The following is a 24,051-nucleotide window of genomic DNA, read 5'->3' as shown; positions in this document are numbered from 1 at the left end:
TGCTCAGACGGCGGCGGGGACGAGGCCGGCGGCCTCACGGAGCTGGTCGACACGGTCGAGCGACTCCCACGTGAAGCCCGGGAGCTCCCGACCGAAGTGGCCGTACGTCGACGTCGCCGCGTACTTCGGTCGGAGGAGGTCGAGGTCGCGGATGATCGCGGCCGGCCGGAGGTCGAACACGCTCCGGATCGCCGTCGCGATGACGTCGTCGGACACATGGCCGGTCCCGAACGACTCGACGTACAGTCCCACCGGTGCGGCACGGCCGATCGCGTACGCGACCTGCACCTCGAGCCGGTCGGCGAGCCCTGCCGCGACCGCGTTCTTCGCCACCCAGCGCATCGCGTAGGCGGCCGAGCGGTCGACCTTCGACGGGTCCTTCCCGCTGAACGCGCCGCCGCCGTGGCGGGACGCACCGCCGTAGGTGTCGACGATGATCTTGCGCCCGGTGAGTCCGGCGTCGCCCTGTGGCCCGCCGATCTCGAACCGACCCGTGGGGTTGACGATGACGTCGACGTGCGAGGCGTCGAGGGTCGACTCCGCGAGCACCGGGAGGATGACGTGCTCGGTGACCTCGGCCGTCAGGTCCGCGAGGGAGATGCTCGGCGCATGCTGGGTCGACAGCACGACCGTCTCGACGGTCCGCGGCACGACGCCGTCGTACCCGACGGTCACCTGGGTCTTGCCGTCCGGGCGGAGGAACGGCAGCGCGCCGGACTTGCGGACCGCCGCGAGCCGCTCGGCGAGTCGGTGCGCCAGCCAGATCGCGACCGGCATGTACTCCGGCGTCTCGTTCGTGGCGAACCCGAACATGATGCCCTGGTCGCCGGCGCCCTGTCGGTCGAGCGGGTCGACCGCCAGCCCGGAGCGGGCATCGAGCGACTCGTCGACGCCCTGCGCGATGTCCGGCGACTGCGCCCCGATCGAGACCTCGACGCCGCAGGTGCGCCCGTCGAAGCTGACCTCGGACGAGTTGTACCCGATCCCGGTGATGACGTCGCGCACGATGGTCGGGATGTCGACGTACCCGGAGGTCGTGACCTCGCCCGCGACGTGCACGAGCCCGGTGGTCACGAGCGTCTCCACCGCGACGCGGCTCATCGGGTCGACCGCGAGGAGCGCGTCGAGGATGCGGTCCGAGATCTGGTCGCAGATCTTGTCGGGGTGACCTTCGGTCACGGACTCCGACGTGAACAGGCGCAGGGGACTCAGAGCGGTGCTCACCGGGTCAGACGGCGGGGGTCGCGGCCTGCGGCGTGGCGGTGAGCTTGTCCTCGTTGATCTCGTGCATCGCGACGGAGAGCGGCTTGTCGTCGATGGTCGAGTCGACGAGCGGGCCGACGTTGTCGAAGAGCGAACCCTCGTGCAGGTCGGCGTAGTAGTCGTTGATCTGCCGGGCGCGCTTCGACGCGAAGATCACGAGCGCGTACTTCGACTCGACCTTGGAGAGCAGGTCGTCGATGGGCGGGTCGATGATGCCCTTGGAACGGTCGGCCATGGTGACTCCTTCGGTTGCTGCGTGCGGCCGGGTGCGACCGACGTCGAGTGCTGCGTGCGGGCGCGCGGACGATCCCGTCTCAGCGCGCGAGGAACAAGTCTACGACGTCCTGCGCCGCGGTGCCGACATCGTTGTTCACGATCCGGACGTCGAACTCGTCCTGGGCGGCGAGCTCGACCTTGGCGGTGTCGAGTCGACGCTGCTGCTCGGCGGCGTCCTCGGTGCCCCGACCGATGAGCCGACGGACGAGTTCCTCCCACGTCGGCGGGAGGAGGAACACCAGGAGCGCCTCCGGCATCGCGGTGCGCACCTGGCGGGCACCCTGCAGGTCGATCTCGAGGAGCACCTTGCCGCCGTCGTCGAGCACCGCGTCGATCGGCGGTCGAGGCGTGCCGTAGCGGTACGAGTTGTGCACGGTCGCCCACTCGAGGAGCTCGCGGTCGGCGATCATCCGGTCGAACTCGGCGTCGTCGACGAAGTAGTAGTGGACGCCGTCCACCTCGCCCGGACGCGGCTTGCGCGTGGTGGCCGAGACGCTCAGCAGGACCTCGGGGTGGTGTTCACGGATGTACGCCGACACGGTGCCCTTGCCGACGGCGGTCGGTCCGGCGAGCACCACGAGCTTCGACGCGCCGCGGGTGCGCGACGACCGGGCCACGAACCAGTCGGCGAGCTCGCCGCGCTGGCGACTCCCGAGTCCGCCGAGACGCTTCGACGGCGCGATGCGGAGTGCGGCCATCACGGCCTCGGCGCGCGCCGGACCGATGCCGGGGATGCTCGTCAGCAGGTCGCGGACACGCATCGACCGCTCGGCGGCGGACGGGTCGACGCCGTCGTCCTCGGTCGGGAGGGGCGTCCAGGCCGCCCGGGCGACCTCGAGCGGCGTCCGTCGGCCCGCGGTCACGTCCGCCTTGACCGCCGCACGTGCACGTCGGGCGGCGACGGCGGCACGCGCTGCCGCAACGCGGTCGACCTCGGGGGGCGTCGAGCTGCTCACGCGAGCGCCGCCTGGATCCGGTCGACGCGGTCCGCCACGAGTCCACGGACCCCGTCGGGTCCGGCCGACAGCAGTCCGCGGGACTCGTTCACGAGCACCTGGTCGGCCATCGCGCCGAAGCGCGCCCGGAGGTCCTCGATGCGTGCGCCCTGAGCACCGAACCCCGGTGCGAGGACCGGGGATGTCCCGAGGGCCGCCGTGGTGATCCCGAAGTCGTCGAGGTCGAGCGTCGCGCCGAGCACGAGCCCGATCGACCCCGGGTCCTGCCCGTCGGAGCGTCGGTTGTCGTCTGCCACGTCCTCGACCATACCGGCGGCGAGGCTCGCTCCCGAACGCGGCCCCTCCTGCACCACCGCGGTCTGCACGGTGCGCCCCTCCGGGTTGCTCGTCGCCGCGAGCACGAACAGTCCGGCACCGTTCGCGCGGGCGGTCGCGATCGTCCCCGCGAGCGCACCGAACCCGAGGTACGGCGACACGGTCAGCGCGTCCGACGCGAGGGTCGAGCCCACCTCGAGCCATGCCTCGGCGTAGGCGTCGCCCGTCGACCCGATGTCGCCGCGCTTGGCGTCCGCGATCACGAGCAGCCCGGCGTCGCGGGCCCGTCGGATGGTCGTCTCGAGCGCGCGGTAGCCCGCGGCGCCGGCGGCCTCGAAGAACGCGACCTGCGGTTTCACCACGGCGGCGCGCTCCGCGGCGGCATCCACCAGGACCGTGCCGAACGCCGTGAGCCCGGCCTCGTCACGCGCGAGGCCCCACGCGTCGAGGACCGCGCCGTGCGGGTCGATGCCGACGCAGAGCGGCGACCGCGACCGCATGGCGGCCGCGAGTCGCACGCCGAAGGCGGCCGACGAGGCGCCGCCGGTCACCAGGTCGCGCGCTCGAGCGCGTAGTCCTGCAGGCTGCGGACCGAGTGCGGCGTCCCGATCGTCTCGATCGCCGCCACCGCGGCACCGACCTGGGCGATCGTGGTGAAGAGCGGCTTGTCCGCGGCGACCGTCGCCGCGCGGATCTCGTAGCCGTCGGCGCGGCCCGCGGCACCGGACGGCGTGTTGATCACGATGTCGACCTCGTCGCGGGCGAGCAGGTCGACGACGCTCTCGCCGCCGGCGCTGTACTTGCCGACGAGTCCGACCTCGATGCCGTTGCGACGGAGGATCTCGGCCGTGCCCTCCGTCGCGATGATGGTGAACCCGAGCTGCTGCAGGCGGTGCACCGGCAGGACGATCGCGCGCTTGTCGGTGTCGGCGACGCTCACGAACACGGTGCCGGACGTCGGGAGACCGCCGTACGCCGCGATCTGGCTCTTCAGGAACGCCCGCGGGAAGTCGCGGTCGATGCCCATCACCTCGCCGGTCGAGCGCATCTCGGGGCTCAGCACGCTGTCGACGACCTGCCCGTCCTTGGTGCGGAAGCGTCGGAAGGGCAGCACGGCCTCCTTCACGGCGACGGGGGCCTGCATCGGCACGACCGAGCCGTCGCGCTCCGGGAGCAGCCCCTCGGCGACCAGGGCGTCGATGCTCGTTCCGGTCATCACCCGGGCCGCGGCCTTCGCCAGGGCGATGCCGAGCGCCTTCGACACGAACGGCACGGTGCGGCTCGCGCGCGGGTTCGCCTCGATGACGTGGAGCACGCCCGCCGCGATCGCGAACTGCACGTTGAGCAGCCCGTTCACGCCGACCCCGCGGGCGATCTTCTCGGTCGCGATCCGGACGGCGTCGATCTCGCCGCGGCCGAGACCGACCGGCGGGAGCGTGCAGGCCGAGTCCCCGGAGTGGATGCCGGCCTCCTCGATGTGCTCCATGATCCCGCCGATGTACAGCCGATCGCCGTCGAACAGTGCGTCGACGTCGATCTCCACGGCGTCGTCGAGGAACCGGTCGACGAGCAAGGGCAGGTCCGGGCCGATGATCGCCTGGTCTGCGACCCGGTCGAAGTAGTCGCGGAGCGACGGGGTGTCGTAGACGATCTCCATGCCGCGCCCGCCGAGGACGAACGACGGGCGGACGAGGACCGGGTAGCCGATCTCCTCGGCGACGACCGTCGCGCTCGCGAGGTCGTGCGCGGTGCCGTTCCGCGGTGCCAGGAGTCCGGCCTCGTCGAGGATCGCCGAGAACTGCCCGCGCTCCTCGGCCGAGTCGATCGCGGTCGGCGTGGTGCCGAGGATCGGGACGCCGGCGGCCTCGAGCGGCTTCGCGAGCCCGAGTGCGGTCTGCCCGCCGAGCTGCACGACGACGCCGACGAGCTCGCCGGACGCCGACTCCGCCTCGATGACCTCGAGGACGTCCTCGGCGGTCAGCGGCTCGAAGTAGAGCCGGTCCGAGGTGTCGTAGTCCGTCGAGACCGTCTCCGGGTTGCAGTTGACCATGATCGTCTCGAATCCGGCATCGCTCAGCGCGAACGACGCGTGCACGCAGGAGTAGTCGAACTCGACCCCCTGTCCGATGCGGTTCGGCCCGGACCCCAGGATGACGACCTTCTTCCGGTCGCTCGGTGCGACCTCGGTCTCGGCGTCGTAGCTGGAGTAGTGGTACGGGGTCAGGGCCGGGAACTCCCCCGCGCACGTGTCGACGGTCTTGAACACCGGACGGACGCCGAGCTCGTGCCGGACGGCGCGCACGCTGCCCTCGTCGGTCCCGCGGAGCGCGGCGATCTGGACGTCGCTGAACCCGTGCTGCTTCGCCCAGCGGAGGGTGTCCGCGTCGAGCTCGGCGGCGTCCCGGACCTCGGCCGCGACCTCGTTGACGAGCACGATCTGGTCGATGAACCACGGGTCGATGCCGGTGGCGTCGAACACCTCGGCGCTCGTGGCGCCGGCGTACAGCGCCTGCTGGACGGTGACGATGCGCCCGTCGGTCGGGACCGAGCTGACCTCGAGCAGGTGCTGCCGGTCGAGCTGGTCCGCCGGGGTGTCCCAGGAGAAGCTCGAGCCGCGCTTCTCGAGGCTCCGGAGGGCCTTCTGGAGCGCGGTGGCGTAGTTCCGGCCGATGGCCATCGCCTCGCCCACGCTCTTCATCGTCGTGGTGAGCGTGGCGTCCGCCGCCGGGAACTTCTCGAACGCGAACCGCGGGACCTTGACGACGACGTAGTCGAGCGTCGGCTCGAAGCTCGCCGGGGTGACCCCGGTGATGTCGTTCTGGATCTCGTCGAGACGGTAGCCGATCGCGAGCTTGGCGGCGATCTTGGCGATCGGGAACCCGGTCGCCTTCGATGCGAGCGCACTCGACCGGGACACGCGCGGGTTCATCTCGATGACGATCACGCGGCCGTTCGCCGGGTCGATCGCGAACTGGATGTTGCAGCCGCCGGTGTCGACGCCGACCCGGCGGATGATGTCGATGCCGATGTCCCGGAGGTTCTGGTACTCGCGATCAGTGAGCGTCAGCGCGGGGGCGACCGTGATCGAGTCGCCCGTGTGCACGCCGACCGGGTCGACGTTCTCGATGGAACAGACCACGACGGTGTTGTCGGCGTTGTCCCGCATCAGCTCGAGCTCGTACTCCTTCCAGCCGAGGATCGACTCCTCCATGAGCACCTCGGTCGTCGGGCTGGCGTGCAGGCCGTCGCCGACCATCCGGACGAGCTCGGCCTCGGTGTAGACCAGTCCCGAGCCGAGCCCGCCCATCGTGAAGGACGGGCGGATGACGAGCGGGTACCCGAGGTCCTCGGCGAACGCCTTGGCCTCGTCGACGGTGTGCGCGATGTGACTCCGGGCGACGTCGGCCCCGGACTCCAGGACGAGGGTCTTGAACAGCTGCCGGTCCTCGCCGCGCTGGATCGCGTCGACCTTGGCGCCGATGAGCTCGACGCCGTGCGCGGCCAGGATGCCGGCCTCGTCGAGCGCGATCGCGGCGTTGAGGGCCGTCTGGCCGCCGAGCGTCGGGAGCACCGCGTCGGGCCGCTCGATCCGGATGATCTCCTCGAGCGACTCGTTCGAGATCGGCTCGATGTAGGTCGCGTCGGCGAAGTCCGGGTCGGTCATGATCGTCGCGGGGTTCGGGTTCACGAGGATGACCCGGATGCCCTCGCTGCGGAGGACGCGGCACGCCTGGGTCCCGGAGTAGTCGAACTCGGCGGCCTGGCCGATGACGATCGGGCCGGACCCGATGACGAGGACCGAGGAGATGTCTGCGCGCTTCGGCATCAGAGTGCATCCGTTTCGCTTGTGGAGGATGAGTCGTTCGTCGAGGAGTCGGTGCCGGCCGCGGCGGACCCGGCCCCGGGCCTCCCGGCCTTCCGGGCGACGACCATGTCCCGGAACCGGTCGAAGAGGTACATGCTGTCGTGCGGTCCGGCGGCGGCCTCCGGGTGGTACTGCACGCTGAACGCGGGGATGTCGAGGGCACGGAGCCCCTCGACCACGTCGTCGTTGAGGCTGAAGTGGCTCACCTCGACGCGGCCGAAGCCCGCCGGGGACTCGACGACCTCTCCGATCGGTGCGTCGACCGCGAAGCCGTGGTTCTGGCTCGTGATCTCGACCTTGCCGGTCGTGGTGTCGAGCACCGGCTGGTTGATGCCGCGGTGTCCGAACGGGAGCTTGTACGTGCCGAAGCCGAGTGCCCGGCCGAGCAGCTGGTTGCCGAAGCAGATGCCGAAGAACGGTCGGCCGTCGCGGAGGTTCTCCTGCAGCAGCGCGACGTGGACGTCGGAGGCGGACGGGTCGCCCGGGCCGTTCGAGTAGAACAGCGCGTCGGGGTCGAGCTCCCTGAGCCGCTCGACGGTGACGTCCTGCGGCAGCACGTGCACCTCGAACCCGCGCGTGGCGAGGTAGCGGACGGTGCTCGTCTTGACGCCGAGGTCGAGGACGCCGACGCTCCCGATGCGGTCGCCGTCCGGTTCGACGACGTACTCGTCGGCCGTCGAGACCTCGGCGGACAGGTTCCGTCCCGCCATGCCGTCCTGGTCCCGGACGATGCGGAGCAGCTCGTCGGCCGGCAGGTCGGCGTCCGGCCCGCTGAACACGCCGCCCTTCATCGCGCCCGTGTCCCGGATGCGGCGGGTCACCGCACGCGTGTCGACCCCGGCGATGCCGACGATGCCGTCCCGCTCCAGGTGGTCGTCGAGGCTCGCCGTCGCACGGTGGTTCGACACCACGCGGCTCGGGTCCCGGACGACGTACCCGGCGACCCAGATGCGGGCGGATTCCGTATCCTCGTCGTTCACGCCGGTGTTGCCGATGTGGGGTGCGGTCTGCACCACGATCTGGCCCGCGTACGACGGGTCGGTCAGCGTCTCCTGGTACCCGGTCATGCCGGTCGCGAACACGACCTCACCGAGCGATCGGCCGCGGGCGCCGTAGGCCTGTCCCTGGTAGCTGGTGCCGTCCTCGAGGACGAGCAGTGCCCGTTCGCGTGTCATCGTTCTCCTTCGTCGCCCGTCGCCGGGGGTGTCGCGTCGTTCCGAGGTCCCCCGAGCGCGGCGAGCACGTCGGTGTCGCCCTCCGGGAACCGGTAGTAGCTGTCGAGGTCGGTCGCACCGTCGGCGCCGGTCGCGGTCCACCGCAGACGGACGAGTCCGCCGGGTTCGACCACGCGGTCGATGGTCGACGTCGCGCGGTCCGCGCCGCGGAGGTCGCGCCAGGCGACGAACCGGTCCGGTGCGCCGGCGAGGGTCATCACGACGCCTCGATCGTGCACCGCGACGCCGCCGCGACCGCGGAAGCCCCACGGACCGGCCACGATCCGCTGGAGCGGCTCGTCGGCGCGGGTCGTCGCGACGTAGAAGCCGTCCCAGGAGCCGCGCTCCGGCCCGACGTCGGACGGGACGGGGACGGGAGGCGCGGCGGCGGCCTGCGTGCGGCCGCGCGTCCGCCAGGTCCGGACCATCGCCACGAACAGCGCTGCGACGGCGAGGAGGATGACGAGTCCGACGAGCCACCTCATGCGGTCGTCCCCCGTGCCGTCGGGTGCGCGGCGGCATGCTCCGCGCGCGCGGCGATCTCCGCAGGGTCCCGGACCCGGCCGTCGAGCACCGTCGGGTAGCCCTGGTGGAACGTCGCGACGACCCGGCCGGGGAGCCGCATGCCGAGGTACGGCGAGTTGCGCGACCGCCCGACGAGGTCCTGCACGCCGAAGTCACGGACCGCCGCGGGGTCGTACAGGGTGAACTCGGCGGGCGCTCCCACCCGCAGGCCGAGACCCTGTCCCGCGACCTGACCGATCTCCGCCGGCCGCTCGGACAGGACGCGGGCGATGTCGGTCCAGTCGAGCTGACCGGTCGAGACGACGGCCTCGTGCACGACGCTCAGCGCCGACTCGAGACCGACCATGCCGTTCGCGGCGGCGGGCCATGCGCAGCACTTCGCCGCGGCGGGGTGCGGCGCGTGGTCGGTGGCGACGATGTCGATGGTGCCGTCGGCGAGTGCCGCGCGGAGTGCGTCGACGTCCTCCCGGCGGCGGAGCGGCGGATTGACCTTGTACCGGCCGTCGGGGACCGCTCGGCCGACCCCGTCGTCCGTGTCCTGGCCTGTGATCAGGTCCTCGGTCAGGAGCAGGTGGTGGGGTGTGACCTCGGCCGTCACGGCGATCCCCCGGGACTTCGCCCAGCGGACCACCTCGACGCTCCCCGCCGTCGACACGTGGCAGACGTGCAGGCGCGCGCCGATGTGCTCGGCGAGGAGGACGTCACGGGCGATGATCGACTCCTCGGCCACGGCGGGCCAGCCGACGAGTCCGAGTTCGGCGGAGCGCGCACCCTCGTTCATCTGCGCGTCGATCGTCAGCCGTGGGTCCTGCGCGTGCTGGGCCAGGACGCCGTCGACGGCCGCGACCGACTCGAGGGCGCGGCGCATGAGGAGCGGATCGGCGACGCACGAGCCGTCGTCGGAGAACACCCGCACGCGCGCACGGCTCGTCGCCATCGCGCCGATGTCGGACAGGTGCGTGCCCCGCAGCCCCTGCGACACGGCGCCGATCGGGCGGACCGTGGCGAAGCCGGCTGCGGCGCCGAGCGCCTGGACCTGCTCGACGACGCGAGCGGTGTCGGCGACCGGCGACGAGTTCGCCATCGCGTTCACCGCGGTGAACCCGCCGGCAGCAGCCGCGCGGGTACCGCTCAGGACCGTCTCGGACTCCTCGTGCCCGGGTTCCCGGAGGTGCGTGTGGAGGTCGACGAGACCCGGCAGCGCGATGAGGCCGTCGGCGTCGACCACGGTCGCGCCGCTCCGCTCGAGCCCGGTCCCGACCGCGGTGATCACGTCCCCCACGACGAGGACGTCCGCCCGGGTGCCGTCGACGAGCTGTGCGCCGCGGATGAGGTGTGTGGTCGTCATGCGGTGGCCTCCCGGCCCGGGGTCCGGACGGCCGGTCGCTCGCCGCGCGCGGGACGGGTGTCCCGCCGGACGGTGTGCAGGTCCGGCATCAGACACCGTCCTCGATGACGACCTCGTCCATGCCGTCGGTCTCGACGAGGTGCAGCGAGATGCGTTCCGCGAGGGCGGTCGGCAGGTTCTTGCCGACGTGGTCGGCGCGGATCGGGAGCTCGCGGTGCCCGCGGTCGACGAGCACCGCGAGGCGCACGGCGCGAGGCCGGCCGATGTCCTGGATCGCGTCGAGCGCGGCGCGGACCGTCCGGCCGGAGAAGAGGACGTCGTCGACGAGGACGACCACCTTGCCGTCGACGCCGATCGGCGGGATCACGGTCCGCGCCGGGGGCCGGGCCGTGCCGTCCGCGAGGTCGTCGCGGTGCAGCGTGACGTCGAGGACGCCGACCCGGGACGATGCTGGGCCGAAGTCGTCCGGTTCGATGGCGGCGAGCACGTCGCCGAGCCGCTCCGCGAGGACCGCACCCCGCGTCGGGATGCCGAGGACCACGAGGTCCGAGGCGCCGGAGGCGGATTCGAGGATCTCGTGTGCGATGCGCGTCAGTGCCCGCGCGATGTCGGGTTGTCGGAGGACCGTCCTGCTGCCCACTCCGGACTCCTTCCCCGCCTCACAGGACGGATTTAAAGGATGCTGATGTCGGTGACAACCCTACCGGGCTTCGTCGTCCTCGGAGACCACGAGGTCCGCCGCGTCCGCAGGCGCGACACCCCGCGTACTCGTCCGGGACTCACCGGCGATCGCACCGAGGACACCGTTCACGAACCCGGCGGACTCGGCCGTCGACAGGGACTGCGCGAGCTCGACCGCCTCGGCGATCGCGACCGGGTTCGGGACCTCGTCGTTGAACCGGATCTCCCACACGCCGGCTCGCAGGATGCAGCGGTCGATGACCGGCATCCGGGCGATGGACCAGCCCTGGGCGTGGTCGACGATGATCTTGTCGATGTCCGGTTTCCAGTCGGCGACACCCGTGACGATCTGCCGGGCATAGTCCCAGCTCGATGCCCGCTCCGGGTTGTCGAGGTGCCGGACGGTCTCGGTGCTCAGCACCTCGCCGATCGGGAGCTCACGAACCTCGGCGACGTAGAGCATGTCGAGGGCACGCTTCCGCGCCTTGGAGCGAGCACTCACTCGTTGACCCGGCTGAGGTAGTCGCCCGTGCGGGTGTCGACCTTGACCTTGGCACCCGTCTCGAGGAACAGCGGGACCTGGATCTGGTGTCCGGTCTCGACGGTCGCGGGCTTCGTGCCACCCGTCGAGCGGTCGCCCTGCAGGCCAGGCTCGGTGTACGTGACCTCGAGCACGACGCTCGCCGGGAGCTCGACGTAGAGCGGGTTGCCCTCGTTCATCGCGATCGTCGCCATCGACGACTCGAGCATGAAGTTCTTGGCGTCGCCGACGATCTCGGCGGGGATGCTCACCTGGTCGTAGGTGTCGTTGTCCATGAACACGTAGAGGTCGCCGTCGGTGTACAGGTACTGGAAGTCACGGCGGTCGACGGTCGCGAACTCGAGCTTGGCGCCGGCGTTGAACGTGCGGTCGACGACCTTGCCGGACACGACGTTCTTCATCTTGGTCCGGACGAACGCGCCGCCCTTGCCCGGCTTGACGTGCTGGAAGTCGATGACCGACCAGAGGCCGCCGTCCATGTTGAGGACTGCGCCGTTCTTGATGTCCGTGGTGCTCGCCATGCGCTGTGTTCCGTTTCGTGTGGTGTGTGTCGTGCGCCGCCGTGGTGTCCGGGCGGTGCGGCTCGATCGGGGTCCTGCCCCGGGCCCGGCGGCGCTCCCGCGATGCGCCGAACGCCTCGGACGAGTGTAGCGGACGGCTCCTCCTGCCCAGATCGGCGGTCCGACGCACCATCCACAGGCGGTCGCCGCGTGGGCGGCGATCGTGGCGGGGGCTGATGGAGACGCGGAGCGATGAGCCGCCGGGAGGGGACGCACGCCGATGACCGAGCAGTTCAAGTACAGCGAGTCCGTCCGACGACAACTCCACATCACCTACCTCGGCGCGCTCCGGTCCCTCGGCCGGACCGAGGAGGAGGCACATCGGGTCTGGGCGGGCGAGCCCATCACGATCTCGCTGCGGCTGCGCTGGTGGCGGCGGCGGATGCGGGACCGGCTCCGCTGGAAGTGACCTCCCGGGGCGCGGCGATCGAAGGCTACGCGCCGACCTCCTGGTAGGCAGTGAACAGCATCGCGTCCTCCGGTCCTTCGAGCACGACGGGTTTGCCCACCGCGTCGAGGATGATGAACCGGAGCATGCCGGCGCGGGCCTTCTTGTCCCGACGCATGGTGGCGAGCAGCCCCTGCCACCGGCCGAGGGGGTAGCTCGTCGGCAGCGACAGCGAGTCGAGGATCGTCCGGTGCCGGTCGGCGGTCGCGTCGTCGAGATGCCCCGTGAGACGCGCGAGCTCTGCCGCGAACACCATGCCGACGGCGACCGCGGCGCCGTGCCGCCACTGGTACCGCTCTGCGTGCTCGATCGCGTGACCGAGTGTGTGCCCGTAGTTGAGGATCTCGCGGGTGCCCTGTTCGGTGAAGTCCTCGGACACGACCCGCGCCTTGAGGTCGATCGCCAGCTCGACGACCCGGCGGAACTCCGGCGACGTCGGATCGGTCGCGCGGTCGACGTCCGCCTCGACGATGTCGAGGATCTCGGGCACGGCGATGAACCCGGCCTTCACGATCTCGGCGAACCCCGTGAGGATCTCGTTCCTCGGCAGTGTGGTCGCCAGGTCGAGGTCGACGATGACCGCGGCCGGAGCGTGGAACGCACCGACGAGGTTCTTGCCCTCGTTCGTGTTGATGCCGGTCTTGCCGCCGACACTCGCGTCGACCATGCCGAGCACGCTCGTGGGGATCTGCACCACCGCGACGCCCCGGAGCCACGTCGCGGCCACGAACCCGGCGAGGTCGGTCACCGCGCCGCCACCGAGCCCGATCACCGCGTCGGTCCTCGTGAAGTCGGCCTGCCCCATGATCTGCCAGCAGAACGCCGCGACCTCGACCCGCTTGCCGGCCTCGGCATCCGGGACCTCGGCGATGAGCGCCTGGTAGCCGGCCGCTCCGAGATCGTCGCGGAGCGCCTCGGCCCGGGCACCCATCGGCCCGGCGTGGACGATGAGCACCTTGGCGACGGTGCGTCCGAGCACTGCCGGGACGGCACCGAGCAGACCATGTCCGACCGACACCGTGTACCCGTCGGGGCCGCCGGAGCGCAGACCGCCGACGAGGATCTCGGTCGTCCCGGGTGGCATCTCGACGGTGTTCACGGTTCCTCCAGTGGGTGGTCGGGGTGGGCGGATCCCGCGGACGGCGCGTCCTGGCCGCGACGGACCCAGGTGACGACGTCGTCGACGACGTGCGACATCGGCCGACGTGACGTGTCCACGACGACGTGCGCGAGCGACGCGTAGGTCGCGGCGCGTTCGTCCGCGATCGTCGTCCAGGTATCGAGGCCACCGGACGCGAGCAGCGGCCGGTCGGTGCCCGCGATCCGTTCGGCGACGGCCTCGGGTGAGACGGTGAGCAGCACGACACGGCTGCCGGCCATCGCGGCACGGGTGTCCGGGTGCATGACGGCACCCCCGCCGACCGCGACGACCCCGCCGACGTGCAGCGCATCGGCGACGGCGGCGGCCTCGAGTGTGCGGAACGCGGGCTCGCCGCGCGTCGAGAAGATCGCGTCGATCGGTCCGTGCGACCGGACGATCGTCCGGTCCGTGTCCGTGAAGGGGACACCGAGCGCCTTGGCGACCCTCCGGCCGACGCTGGACTTGCCCGCACCCATCGGCCCGATGATCACCACGGCGGGGCTGTCGGCCGTGCCGGACACCGAGGTCGGGGTGGTGCTCACCAGGCGGACGTGTGGGACGCCGGAGCCGCGGTCGATGCCGCACGACGCGTCTGCAGCGTCGCCGGGATCGACGCGAGGTAGGCGTCCATGTTGCGCTTGGTCTCCACGACGTTGTCGCCGCCGAACTTCTCGAGCACCGCGTCCGCGAGCACGAGGGCGACCATGGCCTCCGCCACCACGCCGGCGGCGGGCACGGCGCACACGTCCGAGCGCTGGTGGTGCGCCGCAGCGTCCTCGCCCGTCGCGACGTCGATGGTGTGGAGCGCATGCGGGATCGTCGCGATCGGCTTCATGCCGGCGCGGACGCGGAGCACCGTCCCCGTCGACATCCCACCCTCGGTGCCGCCGGCACGGTCGGTCGTCCGCGTGATCTCGCCGTCCTCGCGGTACAGCTCGTCGTGCGCCGCGGACCCCCGGCGTCCGGCCGTGGCGAAGCCGTCCCCGACCTCGACGCCCTTGATGGCCTGGATGCCCATGACGGCGGCGGCGAGCCGAGCGTCGAGCCGGCGGTCCCAGTGCACGTGCGAACCGAGCCCCGGTGGGACGCCGTAGAACAGGACCTCGACGACGCCGCCGAGCGTGTCGCCGTCCTTCTTCGCGGACTCGACCTCGACGACCATCCGCTCGCTCGTGGTGGAGTCGAAGCACCGGAGCTGGTCGTCGTCGAGACGGTCGACGTCGTCCGGCATCGGCAGGGCGGCGTCGTCCGGGACCCGGACCGTGCCGACCTGCAAGGTGTGGCTGACCGAGCGGATGCCGAGCTCGGCGAGGAACGACTTGGCGACCGCACCGAGCGCGACGCGGGCCGCCGTCTCGCGAGCCGACGCACGCTCGAGGATCGGCCGGGACTCGTCGAAGCCGTACTTCTGCATGCCGACGAGGTCTGCGTGCCCTGGGCGCGGACGGGTGAGGGGTGCCGAGCGGCCACGCGACATGTCGGTGGTCTCCTCGACGGGTTCCGGGCTCATCACCTCGACCCACTTCGGCCACTCGGTGTTCCCCACGCGGATCGCGATCGGACTGCCGAGGGAGAACCCGTGCCGGACACCACCGGAGAGGTGCAGTTCGTCCTGCTCGAACTTCATCCGGGAGCCGCGCCCGTACCCGAGCTTCCGGCGCGCGAGGTCCGCGCGGACCTGGTCGTACGACACCGGGACGCCGGCGGGGAGACCCTCGAGCACGGCGATCAGTTCGGGGCCGTGGGACTCACCTGCGGTCAACCAATGAAGCATGGGTCCATCCTCCCACAGCGCCGGGATGCACCGACCTCACTGGTACTCGGGGTGCGCCCGGAGCCAGGCCTGGAACTGCTTCACCGCCACCTGGTGCTCGGCGTAGGTGTCGGAGAACGTCGTCTCCCCCGTGTCGAGGTTCACCGTGACGAAGTACAGCCACGAGCCGTCGGCCGGGTGCATCGCGGCGTCGATCGCGATGGTCCCCGGGTTCGAGATCGGTCCGGGCGGCAGGCCGAGGTGCTGGTACGTGTTGTACGGGTCGGACGCGTCGGCGCGCTCGGCGTCGGTGGTGGTCACCCGGTCGGTGTGTCCGGTGCCGTAGGCGACGGTGGCGTCGGACTGCAGTGGCATGTTCTGGTCGATGCGGTTCTGGAACACCCGCGCGACCTTGGGGTAGTCCGCGGCGAGACCGGCCTCCTTCTGGATCAGCGACGCGAAGGTGACGATGTGCGCGCGCTGGTCGACCGGGACCCCGGCGGCGTCGAGCTTGCCGTACATCGTCGTCACCATGTACTGGAAGTACTGCTTCGCGGTCCACGACGGGTTCACCGGGTACGTCGCGGGGAACAGGTAGCCTTCGAGGCTCGTGACCCCGGCGGGCAGCCCGTACGCGCCGACGTCGCTCGCCGCTGCCTGCACGTCGGCCTGCGACAGGCCCGCCTTCGCCACGAGCGAGGCCTCGACGTCCTTCAGCACCGCGCCCTCCTGGACGAGGATGGACGCGGTCACCTTGTTCTTGCTGTCCTGGAGCGCCGACAGGGCGTCCTTCGCGCTCATCTGCTTCCGCAGTTGGTACGACCCGGGCTGGAACTGGACGTCCGGGCTCGCCAGCAGGAGCTTGTAGAACACCTGGGAGCTCTTCACCACGTCGTCGCGCTGGAGGGTCTTCGCGACGTCGGAACCGATGTCGCCCTCCTTGATCGTGATCGTCGCCGTGCCGTGTCCGGACCCGGTGTAGTCCTCGGGCGCCTGGTGCCCGGTGAGCTTCGCCACGACGGCCTGCACCTTCGGTGTCACGAAGACCGCCGCGCCCGCGCCCCCGGCGAGGACCACCGCGACGATGACGATGCCGGCGACGAGCGCGCCACGGGAGCGCTTGCGGCGCGGCTCCCGGGGCGGTCTGGAGGCTCGGCCACGCCCGCCACGGCCCCCGCCTCCGTCACCGGGACCGCCCGACCCGCCGGGGCCGTCGCCCCCGGGACCACCGGTCCCGGAGCCGCTGCCGCTGCCGCCCGTGCCTCCGGGGGCAGCGGCGACACCGTCGGCCGACGCCGCACCAGCACCCGTACCCGCACCCGGGACGAGTTCGTGCAGCTCGACGTGCTCCGCGTCCATCGCGCCTTGCAGCACGGCAGGGGCACGACCGAGCCGGCCGCCGGAACGCGCTGGGCGGCCTGTGGTGCCGTCCGTGGCGGCCGCGGCACGGGCCTCCCGTCTGGTGCGCGGGCGATCTCCGGAACCCGACCCGACATGCGCGTCCGCCGGCGTCGGGTGCGACGGCACCGATCTGGCGTCCGTGTCGGTCCGGGAGTCGGTGCTCGTCCGGGGGTCGCTGCTCGTCCCGGAGTCGGTGCTCGTCCGGGGGGCGGCGCTCGTCCGGGGGTCTGCGCTGGATCGGGGGTCTGTGGGAGGCGGCACGTCCGCTGCCCGACGCCCGCGCGCGGGGTCGGACTTGGCGGCGTCGTTGCCGGGCGCGATGATGTCGTGCCAGTCCAGCTCGTCTGCCAACGGTCCTCGAAGTCTCTCGGGTTCTACGGGAGCGCCGACCCGGGTGGTCCGCCTCCCGCACGCTCTCGGTCGAGCGCATGTTGCAGAATGATAACAGCGGCGGCCTGGTCGATCACGGACCGGGACTGCTTGGTGTTCCGGCCCGCCTGTCGCATGCCACGCTGCGCCGAGACCGTCGAGAGTCGCTCGTCGACCATCCGCACCGGCACGTGTTCCGCAATCCGGGCCGCGAAGTCCCGAGCGTCCTGTGTCGACGGGGTGTCGTTGCCGGACAACGAGATCGGCAGCCCGACGACGATCTCGAGGACGTCGTACTCGGCTGCGATCTCGAGGATGCGCGGGACGTCGCGGTCGTCGTCACGAGCCACGGTCTCCACCGGAGTCGCCAGGAGGCCTTCCCGATCGCACACCGCGACACCGATCCGGGCGCGACCGACGTCGACGCCGAGCCGACGCCCGGGCCGGACGCGCGGCGCATCCGGGACGTCGGACACCGTCGGTCGGTCGGCCATCGGCGCGTTCAGCCGGCGACCCGAGCGGTGACCGCCCGGAGCGCCGCCGGGAGCGCCGCGACGTCGGTCCCGCCACCCTGCGCGAGATCCGGCTTGCCGCCACCGCCGCCGCCGAGGATGCCGGCGGCCTCCTTGGCGAGCGGACCCGCCTGGATGCCGGCACGCCGAGCGGCGTCGTTCGTGACGACGAGGACGACCGGCTTGTCGTTCACGACGGCGCCGAGCACCACGACCGCCGCACCGTCGCCGAGCTGAGCACGGACGCCCGTCGCGAGGCTCCGCAGGTCGTCCGAGGACTGGACACCGGACACCGACTCGGCGACGACGGTCGTCGAGCCGACGGTGCCGGCACTCTTGACCAGCGCCGGGATGCGCTGCTGCAAGGTCGCCGATTCGTACTCGGCGATGCGCTTCTCTGCTGCATTGAGGTCGGACAGGAGCGTGGCCACCCGTGCCGGGACGTCCTCGCGCGGCGCCTTCAGCGTGCTCGAGAGCTGCGACAGGATCGTCCGCTCCGTCGCGAGGTCCCGGAAGCCCTCGATGCCGACGAGGGCCTCGACGCGGCGGTTCGTCGAACCGACACTGCCTTCGCCGACGAGGTTCACCAGCCCGACCTGCGCGCTCGACGCGACGTGGATGCCACCGCAGAGCTCGCGGGACCACGGGCCGCCGATGTCGACCATCCGGACCGTCGAACCGTACTTCTCGCCGAACAGCGCCTGGGCACCGAGCGCGCGGGCCTCGTCGATGGGGAGCACGCGCGTGTCGACCTGCAGGTCCGAGCGGATGGCGGTGTTCACGACGTCCTCGATCTCCGAGCGCGTGTCGACCGAGATCGGCTGGCTCCAGGAGAAGTCGAGGCGCATGTAGCCGGCCTTGTTGTACGAGCCGGCCTGCAGTGCCTCCGGGCCGAGGATCTCGCGGAGCGCGGCGTTCACCAGGTGCGTCGCGGAGTGGGCCTGGGTGGCTCCGCGGCGGTAGTCCGGGTCGACGACGGTCGTCGCCGCGGCACCGACCGAGACCTCGCCGGAACGCACCTGGACCGTGTGCGCGAACAGGTTCGGCACGGGCTTCTGGACGTCGAGGACCTCGAGGTCGAACCCGTTGCCGATGATCGAGCCCTGGTCCGCGTCCTGGCCACCGGACTCGGCGTACAGCGAGGTCTCGGTCAGGATGACCTCGGCGATGTCGCCCACCACCGCCCGGTCGACGCTGACGCCGTCCACGATGATGCCGAGCACCGTCGACTCGGTGTCGAGGGTGTCGTAGCCGGTGAACACCGTCTCGCCGACCGCACGGAACGCGCTGTAGACGCTGAGGTCGGCGATGGCGCGCTTCTTGTTCTTGGCGTCGGCCTTGGCTCGGGAGCGCTGGTCGGCCATGAGCGTGTCGAACGCCGCGCGGTCGACGTGCAGGCCGGCCTCCTCGGCCATCTCCAGCGTGAGGTCGATGGGGAACCCGAACGTGTCGTGCAGCAGGAACGCGGTGTCGCCGCCGATCGGTGTGCCGCCGTCGTCCTTCGCGCGCTCGACCGCGACGTCGAGGATCGTGGTGCCCTGCGCGAGCGTGCGGAGGAATGTCTCCTCCTCGGCGTAGGCGATCCGGGAGATCCGCGCGAAGTCGGTCTCGACCTCCGGGTAGGCGGCCTTCATGGCGTCACGGGACGCCGGGAACAGCTCCGGGAACGTCGGTCGTTCGACGCCGAGGAGCCGCATCGAGCGGACCGTCCGTCGCAGCAGCCGACGGAGGATGTACCCACGACCCTCGTTCGACGGGCTGACGCCGTCGGAGATGAGCATCAGGGCGCTCCGCACGTGATCGGCGATGACGCGCATCCGGACGTCGTCCTCGTGCACGGCGCCGTACGCCTTGCCGGAGAGCTCCGCAGCGAGGTCGAGGACCGGGCGGACCTGGTCGATCTCGTACATGTTGTCGACGCCCTGCTTGAGGAACGCGACGCGCTCCAGTCCCATGCCGGTGTCGATGTTCTTGTTCGGCAGCTCCCCGACGATGTCGAAGTCGACCTTGGAGCGGACGTTCTCGATCTGGTACTGCATGAACACGAGGTTCCAGATCTCGACGTAGCGGTCGTCGTCGGTCACCGGCCCGCCGTCGATCCCGTACGCCGGTCCGCGGTCGAAGAAGATCTCCGAGCAGGGTCCCGCCGGGCCGGGCTGACCGGTCGACCAGTAGTTGGAGTCCTTGCCGAGCCGCTGGATGCGCTCGTCGGGCAGTCCGGCGATCTGCTTCCACAGGGCGATCGCCTCGTCGTCGTCCTCGTACACGGTGACCCAGAGGTCCGCTCGGTCGAAGCCGAGACCGCCGTCGGCTTCGCTCGTGGTGAGCAGCTCCCACGCGTACGTGATCGCCTGCTCCTTGAAGTAGTCGCCGAAGGAGAAGTTCCCGTTCATCTGGAAGAACGTGCCGTGGCGGGGAGTGCGCCCGACTTCCTCGATGTCGTTCGTGCGGATGACCTTCTGCACGCTCGTCGCGCGCGGGTACGGCGCGGGGACCAGACCGGTCAGGTACGGGATGAACGGCACCATCCCGGCGACGGTGAACAGCAGCGACGGGTCGTCCGAGACGAGCGACGCGGACGGGACGACGGTGTGGCCGCGGTTCCCGAAGAACTCGAGCCAGCGGCGGCGGATCTCAGCGGTCTGCATGGTGCTTCCCTGTTCAGGAGTGGGTGTGGTGCGCGTGCGGGTGGTCGTGCGGGTGCGCGGTGGTCGGGCGGGTGCGGGTGCTCGTATGGTGCGCCGTGGTCAGGCGTCGGGGTCAGGCGTCGGGGTCCGGGCGGGCCCGGAGCTCCGCCTCGCGCGACCGGTAGCCGTCGAGGATCGCGCTCCGGAAGGCCTTCGTCCGGGTGTCGAGCTCGACGAGGAACCGCCGCCCGCCCGTCGTGGCCGTGACCCGGGAGGCGACGAGGGCTCCGATGACGACGCCGACAGCGACGAAGAACACTGGTTTCACGCGGAGCCTCTCCCTCTGGCGCACGACCCCCGTGCACGCCCGACAAGCCTACCGCCAGCACCACGCGCCCATCGGTAGCCGTCCACAGGTGGTGATCCGGGCCTCCCGTCCGTCCGGGACGCGGCCAGGAACGACCGAAGGCGGCCCACCGGAGAGGTGGACCGCCTTCGGGCGAACGGGACTCAGCGAGCCGCGTAGTACTCGACGACGAGCTGGACTTCACAGGTCACGGGGACCTCGGCGCGCTTCGGGCGGCGCACGAGGCGGGCCTGGAGCTTGTCGATCTCGACCTCGAGGTATCCCGGGACCTTCGGCAGGATGTCCACGTGACCACCGGCGGCGGCGACCTGGAACGGCTCCATCGACTCGGAACGGGCCTTGACGTGGATCATCTGGCCCTCCTTGACGCGGAAGGACGGGCGGTCGACGAGCTTGCCGTCGACGAGGATGTGACGGTGCACGACCATCTGGCGAGCCTGCGCCGTGGTGCGGGCGAACCCGGCACGGAGCACGAGGGCGTCGAGACGCTCCTCGAGGAGCTCGACCAGGTTCTCACCGGTCAGGCCCTTGGCCTTGCGGGCCTCTTCGAAGACGATCCGCAGCTGCTTCTCGCGGATGCCGTACTGGGCGCGCAGACGCTGCTTCTCACGGAGACGGACGGCGTAGTCGCTGTCCTGCTTGCGGCGGGTACGACCGTGCTCGCCGGGGCCGTAGGGGCGCTTCTCGAGGTAGCGGGCCGCCTTCGGCGTCAGCGGGATGCCGAGCGCGCGCGAGAGGCGGGTCTTGCTGCGTGAACGTGACTTGGTAGACACAGGGTCCTTTTCTGTACTGAATGAACGGATCGTGGCCCGCCACCGTGCGCACACGGGGACCAGGGACGCTCGCGTCGCGAGCACCACGAAGGAATTCAGAGGGATGAGCCTGTGGGATCGGACGGCTACAGTCCGAACCTCTGACACGAGTCTTCAACAGCAGCCGCGCGTGAGGACCTGGTCGTAGGCCCGTCAACGATAGCAGGAATCGCGGGGCGTCGGGGAACCCGGTGGCGGTCGGCGTGCGTGCGCGTGTGGTCGGCCCATGCACACGCATCAAGCGACATCGTTGCCGGAAAACGACGTCGCAATCGGGCGGGAATGTCGCCCCATGCCCATGCATCCTGTGCGGACGCATCGAGGGACACCACTGCGCGAAAGCGACGTCGCAACCGGGCGGGAATGTCGCCTCATGCCCACGCATCGAGCGACACCGTCCTCGTGAGCACGACGTCCTAGCAAGGCGGGAATGTCGCCCCATGCTCACGCATCCTGTGCGGACGCATCGAGCGACACCGTCCCCTGAGCACGACGCCTTAGCGAGGCGGGGATGTCGCCCCGTACCGAGACGCCCCATGCGCATGCATCGAGCGACATCACGGCGCCAGAACGACGTCGGAAAGCCGGGGCGATGCCGGAAAGCCGGGCGATGTCGCTCCATGTCGGCGCATGATGCGACCTCCCGGCGGGCGGACCCACACCGGACCCACACCGGACCCACGGAGACCCCGCGTCGAGTCCCGGACGCACGACCGCCGCCGGTCTGGAGGCACGGATCGCGCTGGACCCGAACGGCCACGAACGCGCGGGGCCGGCTGACTACTCCCCGCGGATGATCCGTCGGAGACGTTCGAGCCGCGGGCCGACCTCGCGTTCGTTGCCGTTCGCGGTCGGCGAGTAGTACTCGGTCCCGTCCAGTGCTTCGGGGAGGTACTGCTGCCGCGCCACCCCGTGGTCGGCGTCGTGCGAGTAGACGTAGCCCTTGCCGTGGCCGAGCCGCTTGGCACCCGGGTAATGGGCGTCGCGCAGGTGGTTCGGCACCACACCCATCCGCCCAGCCCGGACGTCGGCGATCGCGGCGTCGATGCCGTTGTAGGACGCGTTCGACTTCGGCGCGGTCGCGAGGTACACCACCGCCTCGGCCAGCGGGATCCGCCCCTCGGGCATCCCGATCAGCTGCACGGCCTGGGCGGCGGCGACGGCGATCGGGAGCGCCTGCGGGTCGGCCATCCCGATGTCCTCGGACGCCGAGATGATGATGCGCCTGGCGATGAACCGCGGGTCTTCGCCGGCCTCGATCATCCGGGCGAGGTAGTGCAGGGAAGCGTCGACGTCGCTCCCCCGCACGGACTTGATGAAGGCGCTGATGACGTCGTAGTGCTCGTCGCCCTGCCGGTCGTAGCGGAGCAGGGCGCGGTCGACGGCGACGGCGATCGTCTCCGCCGTGATCACCGGGACGGTGTCGTCGTCGTCGTCCTGCGCGGCCGCCGCGGACTGGGCGGCGGCCTCGAGCGCGGTCAGCGCCCGCCGTGCGTCACCGGAGGCGAGCCTGATGAGGACGGCGCGGGCTTCGTCCCCGAGGACCACCGAACCACCGAGGCCGCGCTGGTCCTCCACCGCTCGGTCGACGAGCAGCCCGAGGTCGTCGTCGGTGAGCGGCTTCAGCGTCAGCAGCAGGGACCGGGAGAGCAGCGGCGAGATGACCGAGAACGACGGGTTCTCGGTCGTCGCGGCGATCAGGATCACCCAGCCGTTCTCGACCCCCGGCAGGAGCGCATCCTGCTGGGCCTTGCTGAAACGGTGGATCTCGTCGAGGAAAAGGACGGTCGTGGAACCGTAGAGGTCGCGGTGGGCCAGGGCGCGCTCCATGACCTCACGGACGTCCTTGACCCCGGCCGTGACCGCGCTGAGCTCGACGAACTCCCGCCCCGACGACCGGGCGATCGCCTGCGCGATGGTGGTCTTGCCGGTACCGGGCGGACCCCAGAGGATCACGGACACACCGCCCGGCCGTTCGGCGTCGCCGGTCGCGAGCGAGACCAACGGCGATCCACGGCCGAGGAGATGCCCCTGCCCCGCGATCTCGTCGAGCCCGGTGGGCCGCATCCGCACGGCGAGCGGTACGGACCCGGTGGCGAGGCCCCTGGCGGACCCACTCGTGGGTGCCTGCTGCTCCCTCGATCGACCCGCTGCCATGTCGGCCACTGTATTCGCCGCCGCCGACACCACCCGCATGCGCGTTCCACTACCATGCCGCAGGGACCGTCGCACGAGAGGCAGATCGACACGTGGCACCGAAGAACCAGGCCCGGCAGGCCCGCGAAGCGCGCGAACGCCTCCGGCTCTACCAGGCCCGCCAGGGACTGCACGACCGTCGGCGCAAGCGTCGCGTCCGGGACAACATCGTGGCCGCGGGCGTCCTGGTCGTCGTCGCCGGGCTCGCCACCGGGTCGCAGCTCGTCCACGCCAGCCAGAGCACCCCCGCCGCATCGGCGTCCGCGTCGGCGTCCGCGGGAGCGACCCCGTCCAGCACGCCGAGCCCGACCGCGACGGACGCGGACACCGGCGACGTCCCGAGCAAGTCCATCGCCGACAACGCCACTTGGGACGGCACCCTGACACTGAACAAGGTCGTCACGCTCGGCATCGAGCTCGACGGCGCGAAGGCACCCCAGGCCACGAGCGTCGAGATCGACCTCATCCGCAAGTCGTTCTACGACGGCACGAACTGCCACCGCCTGTCCGTGTCCGAGGGCGCGAAGTTCCTGCAGTGCGGCTCGGCGAACGGCGACGGCACGGGCGACGCCGGGTTCCAGTACGGCCCGCTCGAGAACGTCCCGTCGGACGGCTCCTACCCCGCCGGCACCATCGCGATCGCCCGCGGCTCCTCGCCGTACTCGCAGACGACCCAGTTCTTCATCGTCTACGGCGACACCACGCTCGACGGCTCGACCGGCGGGTACACCGTCGTCGGCAAGGTGACGAGCGGGCTGGCGGACCTCGAGCGGACGATCACGTCGAAGGGCATCGCCGCGGCCGGGGACGACGGTACGGGCGAGCCGAAGGTCCCGACGACGATCACCGGCGCGACCATCGCCGAGAAGAAGTGACGGAGT

Annotated in this window: 22 protein-coding genes; 2 read left to right on the top strand and 20 right to left on the bottom strand. The window is 71.1% G+C overall.

Features of this window, described 5'->3' with window-relative positions; all coding sequences use genetic code 11:
- Positions 1 to 3: 3 nt before the first annotated feature.
- The 11 genes from metK to efp form a co-directional block, all read right to left on the bottom strand.
- Entirely contained in the window at positions 4 to 1,212 is a 1,209-nt protein-coding gene (gene metK / locus ACO0E0_RS11145) for a methionine adenosyltransferase (protein ID WP_422871616.1), read from the bottom strand.
- A gap of 16 nt (positions 1,213 to 1,228) precedes the next feature.
- On the bottom strand, positions 1,229 to 1,498 hold the full coding sequence (gene rpoZ, locus ACO0E0_RS11140) for a DNA-directed RNA polymerase subunit omega (RefSeq protein ID WP_422871480.1): 270 nt from the start codon (positions 1,496 to 1,498) through the stop codon (positions 1,229 to 1,231).
- 79 nt (positions 1,499 to 1,577) lie between these two features.
- Positions 1,578 to 2,495 (bottom strand): guanylate kinase, encoded by a 918-nt coding sequence (gmk, locus tag ACO0E0_RS11135; RefSeq protein WP_422871479.1) that lies wholly within the window; start codon positions 2,493 to 2,495, stop codon positions 1,578 to 1,580.
- Positions 2,492 to 3,361 carry an orotidine-5'-phosphate decarboxylase gene (pyrF, locus tag ACO0E0_RS11130; RefSeq protein WP_422871478.1) on the bottom strand — a complete coding sequence of 290 codons (870 nt, stop codon included), beginning with the start codon at positions 3,359 to 3,361 and terminating at the stop codon, positions 2,492 to 2,494. Before pyrF ends, gmk begins: the two co-directional genes overlap by 4 nt.
- The gene (carB, locus tag ACO0E0_RS11125) at positions 3,358 to 6,636 is read right to left on the bottom strand and encodes a carbamoyl-phosphate synthase large subunit (protein WP_422871477.1); all 3,279 of its coding nucleotides are present in this window, start codon (positions 6,634 to 6,636) and stop codon (positions 3,358 to 3,360) included. The genes pyrF and carB overlap by 4 nt, the downstream gene beginning before the upstream one ends.
- Positions 6,636 to 7,850, bottom strand: a complete 1,215-nt coding sequence (gene carA / locus ACO0E0_RS11120) for a glutamine-hydrolyzing carbamoyl-phosphate synthase small subunit (protein ID WP_422871476.1) — start codon at positions 7,848 to 7,850, stop codon at positions 6,636 to 6,638. Before carA ends, carB begins: the two co-directional genes overlap by 1 nt.
- Positions 7,847 to 8,374, bottom strand: coding sequence for a PH-like domain-containing protein (locus ACO0E0_RS11115; protein WP_422871475.1), 528 nt, complete (start codon positions 8,372 to 8,374; stop codon positions 7,847 to 7,849). Before ACO0E0_RS11115 ends, carA begins: the two co-directional genes overlap by 4 nt.
- Positions 8,371 to 9,762 (bottom strand): dihydroorotase, encoded by a 1,392-nt coding sequence (locus tag ACO0E0_RS11110; protein WP_422871474.1) that lies wholly within the window; start codon positions 9,760 to 9,762, stop codon positions 8,371 to 8,373. The genes ACO0E0_RS11115 and ACO0E0_RS11110 overlap by 4 nt, the downstream gene beginning before the upstream one ends.
- An 88-nt stretch (positions 9,763 to 9,850) precedes the next feature.
- Positions 9,851 to 10,402, bottom strand: coding sequence for a bifunctional pyr operon transcriptional regulator/uracil phosphoribosyltransferase PyrR (gene pyrR, locus ACO0E0_RS11105; RefSeq protein WP_422871473.1), 552 nt, complete (start codon positions 10,400 to 10,402; stop codon positions 9,851 to 9,853).
- A gap of 60 nt (positions 10,403 to 10,462) precedes the next feature.
- Entirely contained in the window at positions 10,463 to 10,945 is a 483-nt protein-coding gene (gene nusB, locus ACO0E0_RS11100) for a transcription antitermination factor NusB (RefSeq protein WP_422871472.1), read from the bottom strand.
- The gene (gene efp / locus ACO0E0_RS11095; RefSeq protein WP_422871471.1) at positions 10,942 to 11,505 is read right to left on the bottom strand and encodes an elongation factor P; all 564 of its coding nucleotides are present in this window, start codon (positions 11,503 to 11,505) and stop codon (positions 10,942 to 10,944) included. The genes nusB and efp overlap by 4 nt, the downstream gene beginning before the upstream one ends.
- A 259-nt stretch (positions 11,506 to 11,764) precedes the next feature.
- Here efp and ACO0E0_RS11090 point away from each other — a divergent pair, with 259 nt between their 5' ends.
- Positions 11,765 to 11,953, top strand: coding sequence for a hypothetical protein (locus ACO0E0_RS11090; protein WP_422871470.1), 189 nt, complete (start codon positions 11,765 to 11,767; stop codon positions 11,951 to 11,953).
- A 25-nt stretch (positions 11,954 to 11,978) separates the two neighbouring features.
- Here ACO0E0_RS11090 and aroB read toward each other — a convergent pair whose 3' ends face one another.
- From aroB to ACO0E0_RS11045, 9 genes are all read right to left on the bottom strand, one after another.
- Positions 11,979 to 13,076: a 3-dehydroquinate synthase gene (gene aroB, locus ACO0E0_RS11085; protein ID WP_422871615.1), complete on the bottom strand. Its 1,098-nt coding sequence runs from the start codon at positions 13,074 to 13,076 to the stop codon at positions 11,979 to 11,981.
- An 11-nt stretch (positions 13,077 to 13,087) separates the two neighbouring features.
- Complete coding sequence (locus ACO0E0_RS11080) at positions 13,088 to 13,609, bottom strand: shikimate kinase (RefSeq protein ID WP_422871614.1); 522 nt, start codon at positions 13,607 to 13,609, stop codon at positions 13,088 to 13,090.
- Positions 13,610 to 13,671: 62 nt separating this feature from the next.
- A complete protein-coding gene (aroC, locus tag ACO0E0_RS11075; protein WP_422871469.1) occupies positions 13,672 to 14,907 on the bottom strand; it encodes a chorismate synthase in 1,236 nt (411 codons plus the stop codon).
- Between the two features lie 36 nt (positions 14,908 to 14,943).
- Complete coding sequence (mltG, locus tag ACO0E0_RS11070; RefSeq protein WP_422871468.1) at positions 14,944 to 16,245, bottom strand: endolytic transglycosylase MltG; 1,302 nt, start codon at positions 16,243 to 16,245, stop codon at positions 14,944 to 14,946.
- 416 nt (positions 16,246 to 16,661) lie between these two features.
- Complete coding sequence (gene ruvX / locus ACO0E0_RS11065) at positions 16,662 to 17,150, bottom strand: Holliday junction resolvase RuvX (RefSeq protein ID WP_422871467.1); 489 nt, start codon at positions 17,148 to 17,150, stop codon at positions 16,662 to 16,664.
- An 8-nt stretch (positions 17,151 to 17,158) separates the two neighbouring features.
- Positions 17,159 to 19,816 carry an alanine--tRNA ligase gene (gene alaS / locus ACO0E0_RS11060; RefSeq protein WP_422871466.1) on the bottom strand — a complete coding sequence of 886 codons (2,658 nt, stop codon included), beginning with the start codon at positions 19,814 to 19,816 and terminating at the stop codon, positions 17,159 to 17,161.
- A gap of 112 nt (positions 19,817 to 19,928) precedes the next feature.
- Complete coding sequence (locus ACO0E0_RS11055) at positions 19,929 to 20,123, bottom strand: hypothetical protein (protein WP_422871465.1); 195 nt, start codon at positions 20,121 to 20,123, stop codon at positions 19,929 to 19,931.
- Positions 20,124 to 20,305: 182 nt separating this feature from the next.
- A complete protein-coding gene (rpsD, locus tag ACO0E0_RS11050; RefSeq protein ID WP_422871464.1) occupies positions 20,306 to 20,935 on the bottom strand; it encodes a 30S ribosomal protein S4 in 630 nt (209 codons plus the stop codon).
- An 819-nt stretch (positions 20,936 to 21,754) separates the two neighbouring features.
- Complete coding sequence (locus tag ACO0E0_RS11045) at positions 21,755 to 23,131, bottom strand: replication-associated recombination protein A (protein WP_422871463.1); 1,377 nt, start codon at positions 23,129 to 23,131, stop codon at positions 21,755 to 21,757.
- 92 nt (positions 23,132 to 23,223) lie between these two features.
- Between ACO0E0_RS11045 and ACO0E0_RS11040 the strand changes: the two genes are divergently transcribed.
- Complete coding sequence (locus tag ACO0E0_RS11040; protein ID WP_422871462.1) at positions 23,224 to 24,045, top strand: peptidylprolyl isomerase; 822 nt, start codon at positions 23,224 to 23,226, stop codon at positions 24,043 to 24,045.
- Positions 24,046 to 24,051: the final 6 nt, after the last annotated feature.

Source organism: Curtobacterium phyllosphaerae (genome assembly GCF_049341865.1).
In the GTDB taxonomy this organism is placed as follows: Bacteria; Actinomycetota; Actinomycetes; order Actinomycetales; family Microbacteriaceae; genus Curtobacterium; species Curtobacterium phyllosphaerae.
This window is presented reverse-complemented; position numbering and strand designations above follow the sequence as displayed.

Coding starts and splice junctions, on each gene's coding strand:
- rpoZ (WP_422871480.1), bottom strand. CDS start 1,498: ATGGCCGACCGTTCCAAGGGCATCATCGACCCGCCCATCGACGACCTG.
- carB (WP_422871477.1), bottom strand. CDS start 6,636: ATGCCGAAGCGCGCAGACATCTCCTCGGTCCTCGTCATCGGGTCCGGC.
- carA (WP_422871476.1), bottom strand. CDS start 7,850: ATGACACGCGAACGGGCACTGCTCGTCCTCGAGGACGGCACCAGCTAC.
- ACO0E0_RS11115 (WP_422871475.1), bottom strand. CDS start 8,374: ATGAGGTGGCTCGTCGGACTCGTCATCCTCCTCGCCGTCGCAGCGCTG.
- ACO0E0_RS11110 (WP_422871474.1), bottom strand. CDS start 9,762: ATGACGACCACACACCTCATCCGCGGCGCACAGCTCGTCGACGGCACC.
- efp (WP_422871471.1), bottom strand. CDS start 11,505: ATGGCGAGCACCACGGACATCAAGAACGGCGCAGTCCTCAACATGGAC.
- ACO0E0_RS11090 (WP_422871470.1), top strand. CDS start 11,765: ATGACCGAGCAGTTCAAGTACAGCGAGTCCGTCCGACGACAACTCCAC.
- aroB (WP_422871615.1), bottom strand. CDS start 13,076: ATGCCACCCGGGACGACCGAGATCCTCGTCGGCGGTCTGCGCTCCGGC.
- ACO0E0_RS11080 (WP_422871614.1), bottom strand. CDS start 13,609: ATGGGTGCGGGCAAGTCCAGCGTCGGCCGGAGGGTCGCCAAGGCGCTC.
- aroC (WP_422871469.1), bottom strand. CDS start 14,907: ATGCTTCATTGGTTGACCGCAGGTGAGTCCCACGGCCCCGAACTGATC.
- mltG (WP_422871468.1), bottom strand. CDS start 16,245: ATGGACGCGGAGCACGTCGAGCTGCACGAACTCGTCCCGGGTGCGGGT.
- ruvX (WP_422871467.1), bottom strand. CDS start 17,150: ATGGCCGACCGACCGACGGTGTCCGACGTCCCGGATGCGCCGCGCGTC.
- alaS (WP_422871466.1), bottom strand. CDS start 19,816: ATGCAGACCGCTGAGATCCGCCGCCGCTGGCTCGAGTTCTTCGGGAAC.
- ACO0E0_RS11045 (WP_422871463.1), bottom strand. CDS start 23,131: ATGGCAGCGGGTCGATCGAGGGAGCAGCAGGCACCCACGAGTGGGTCC.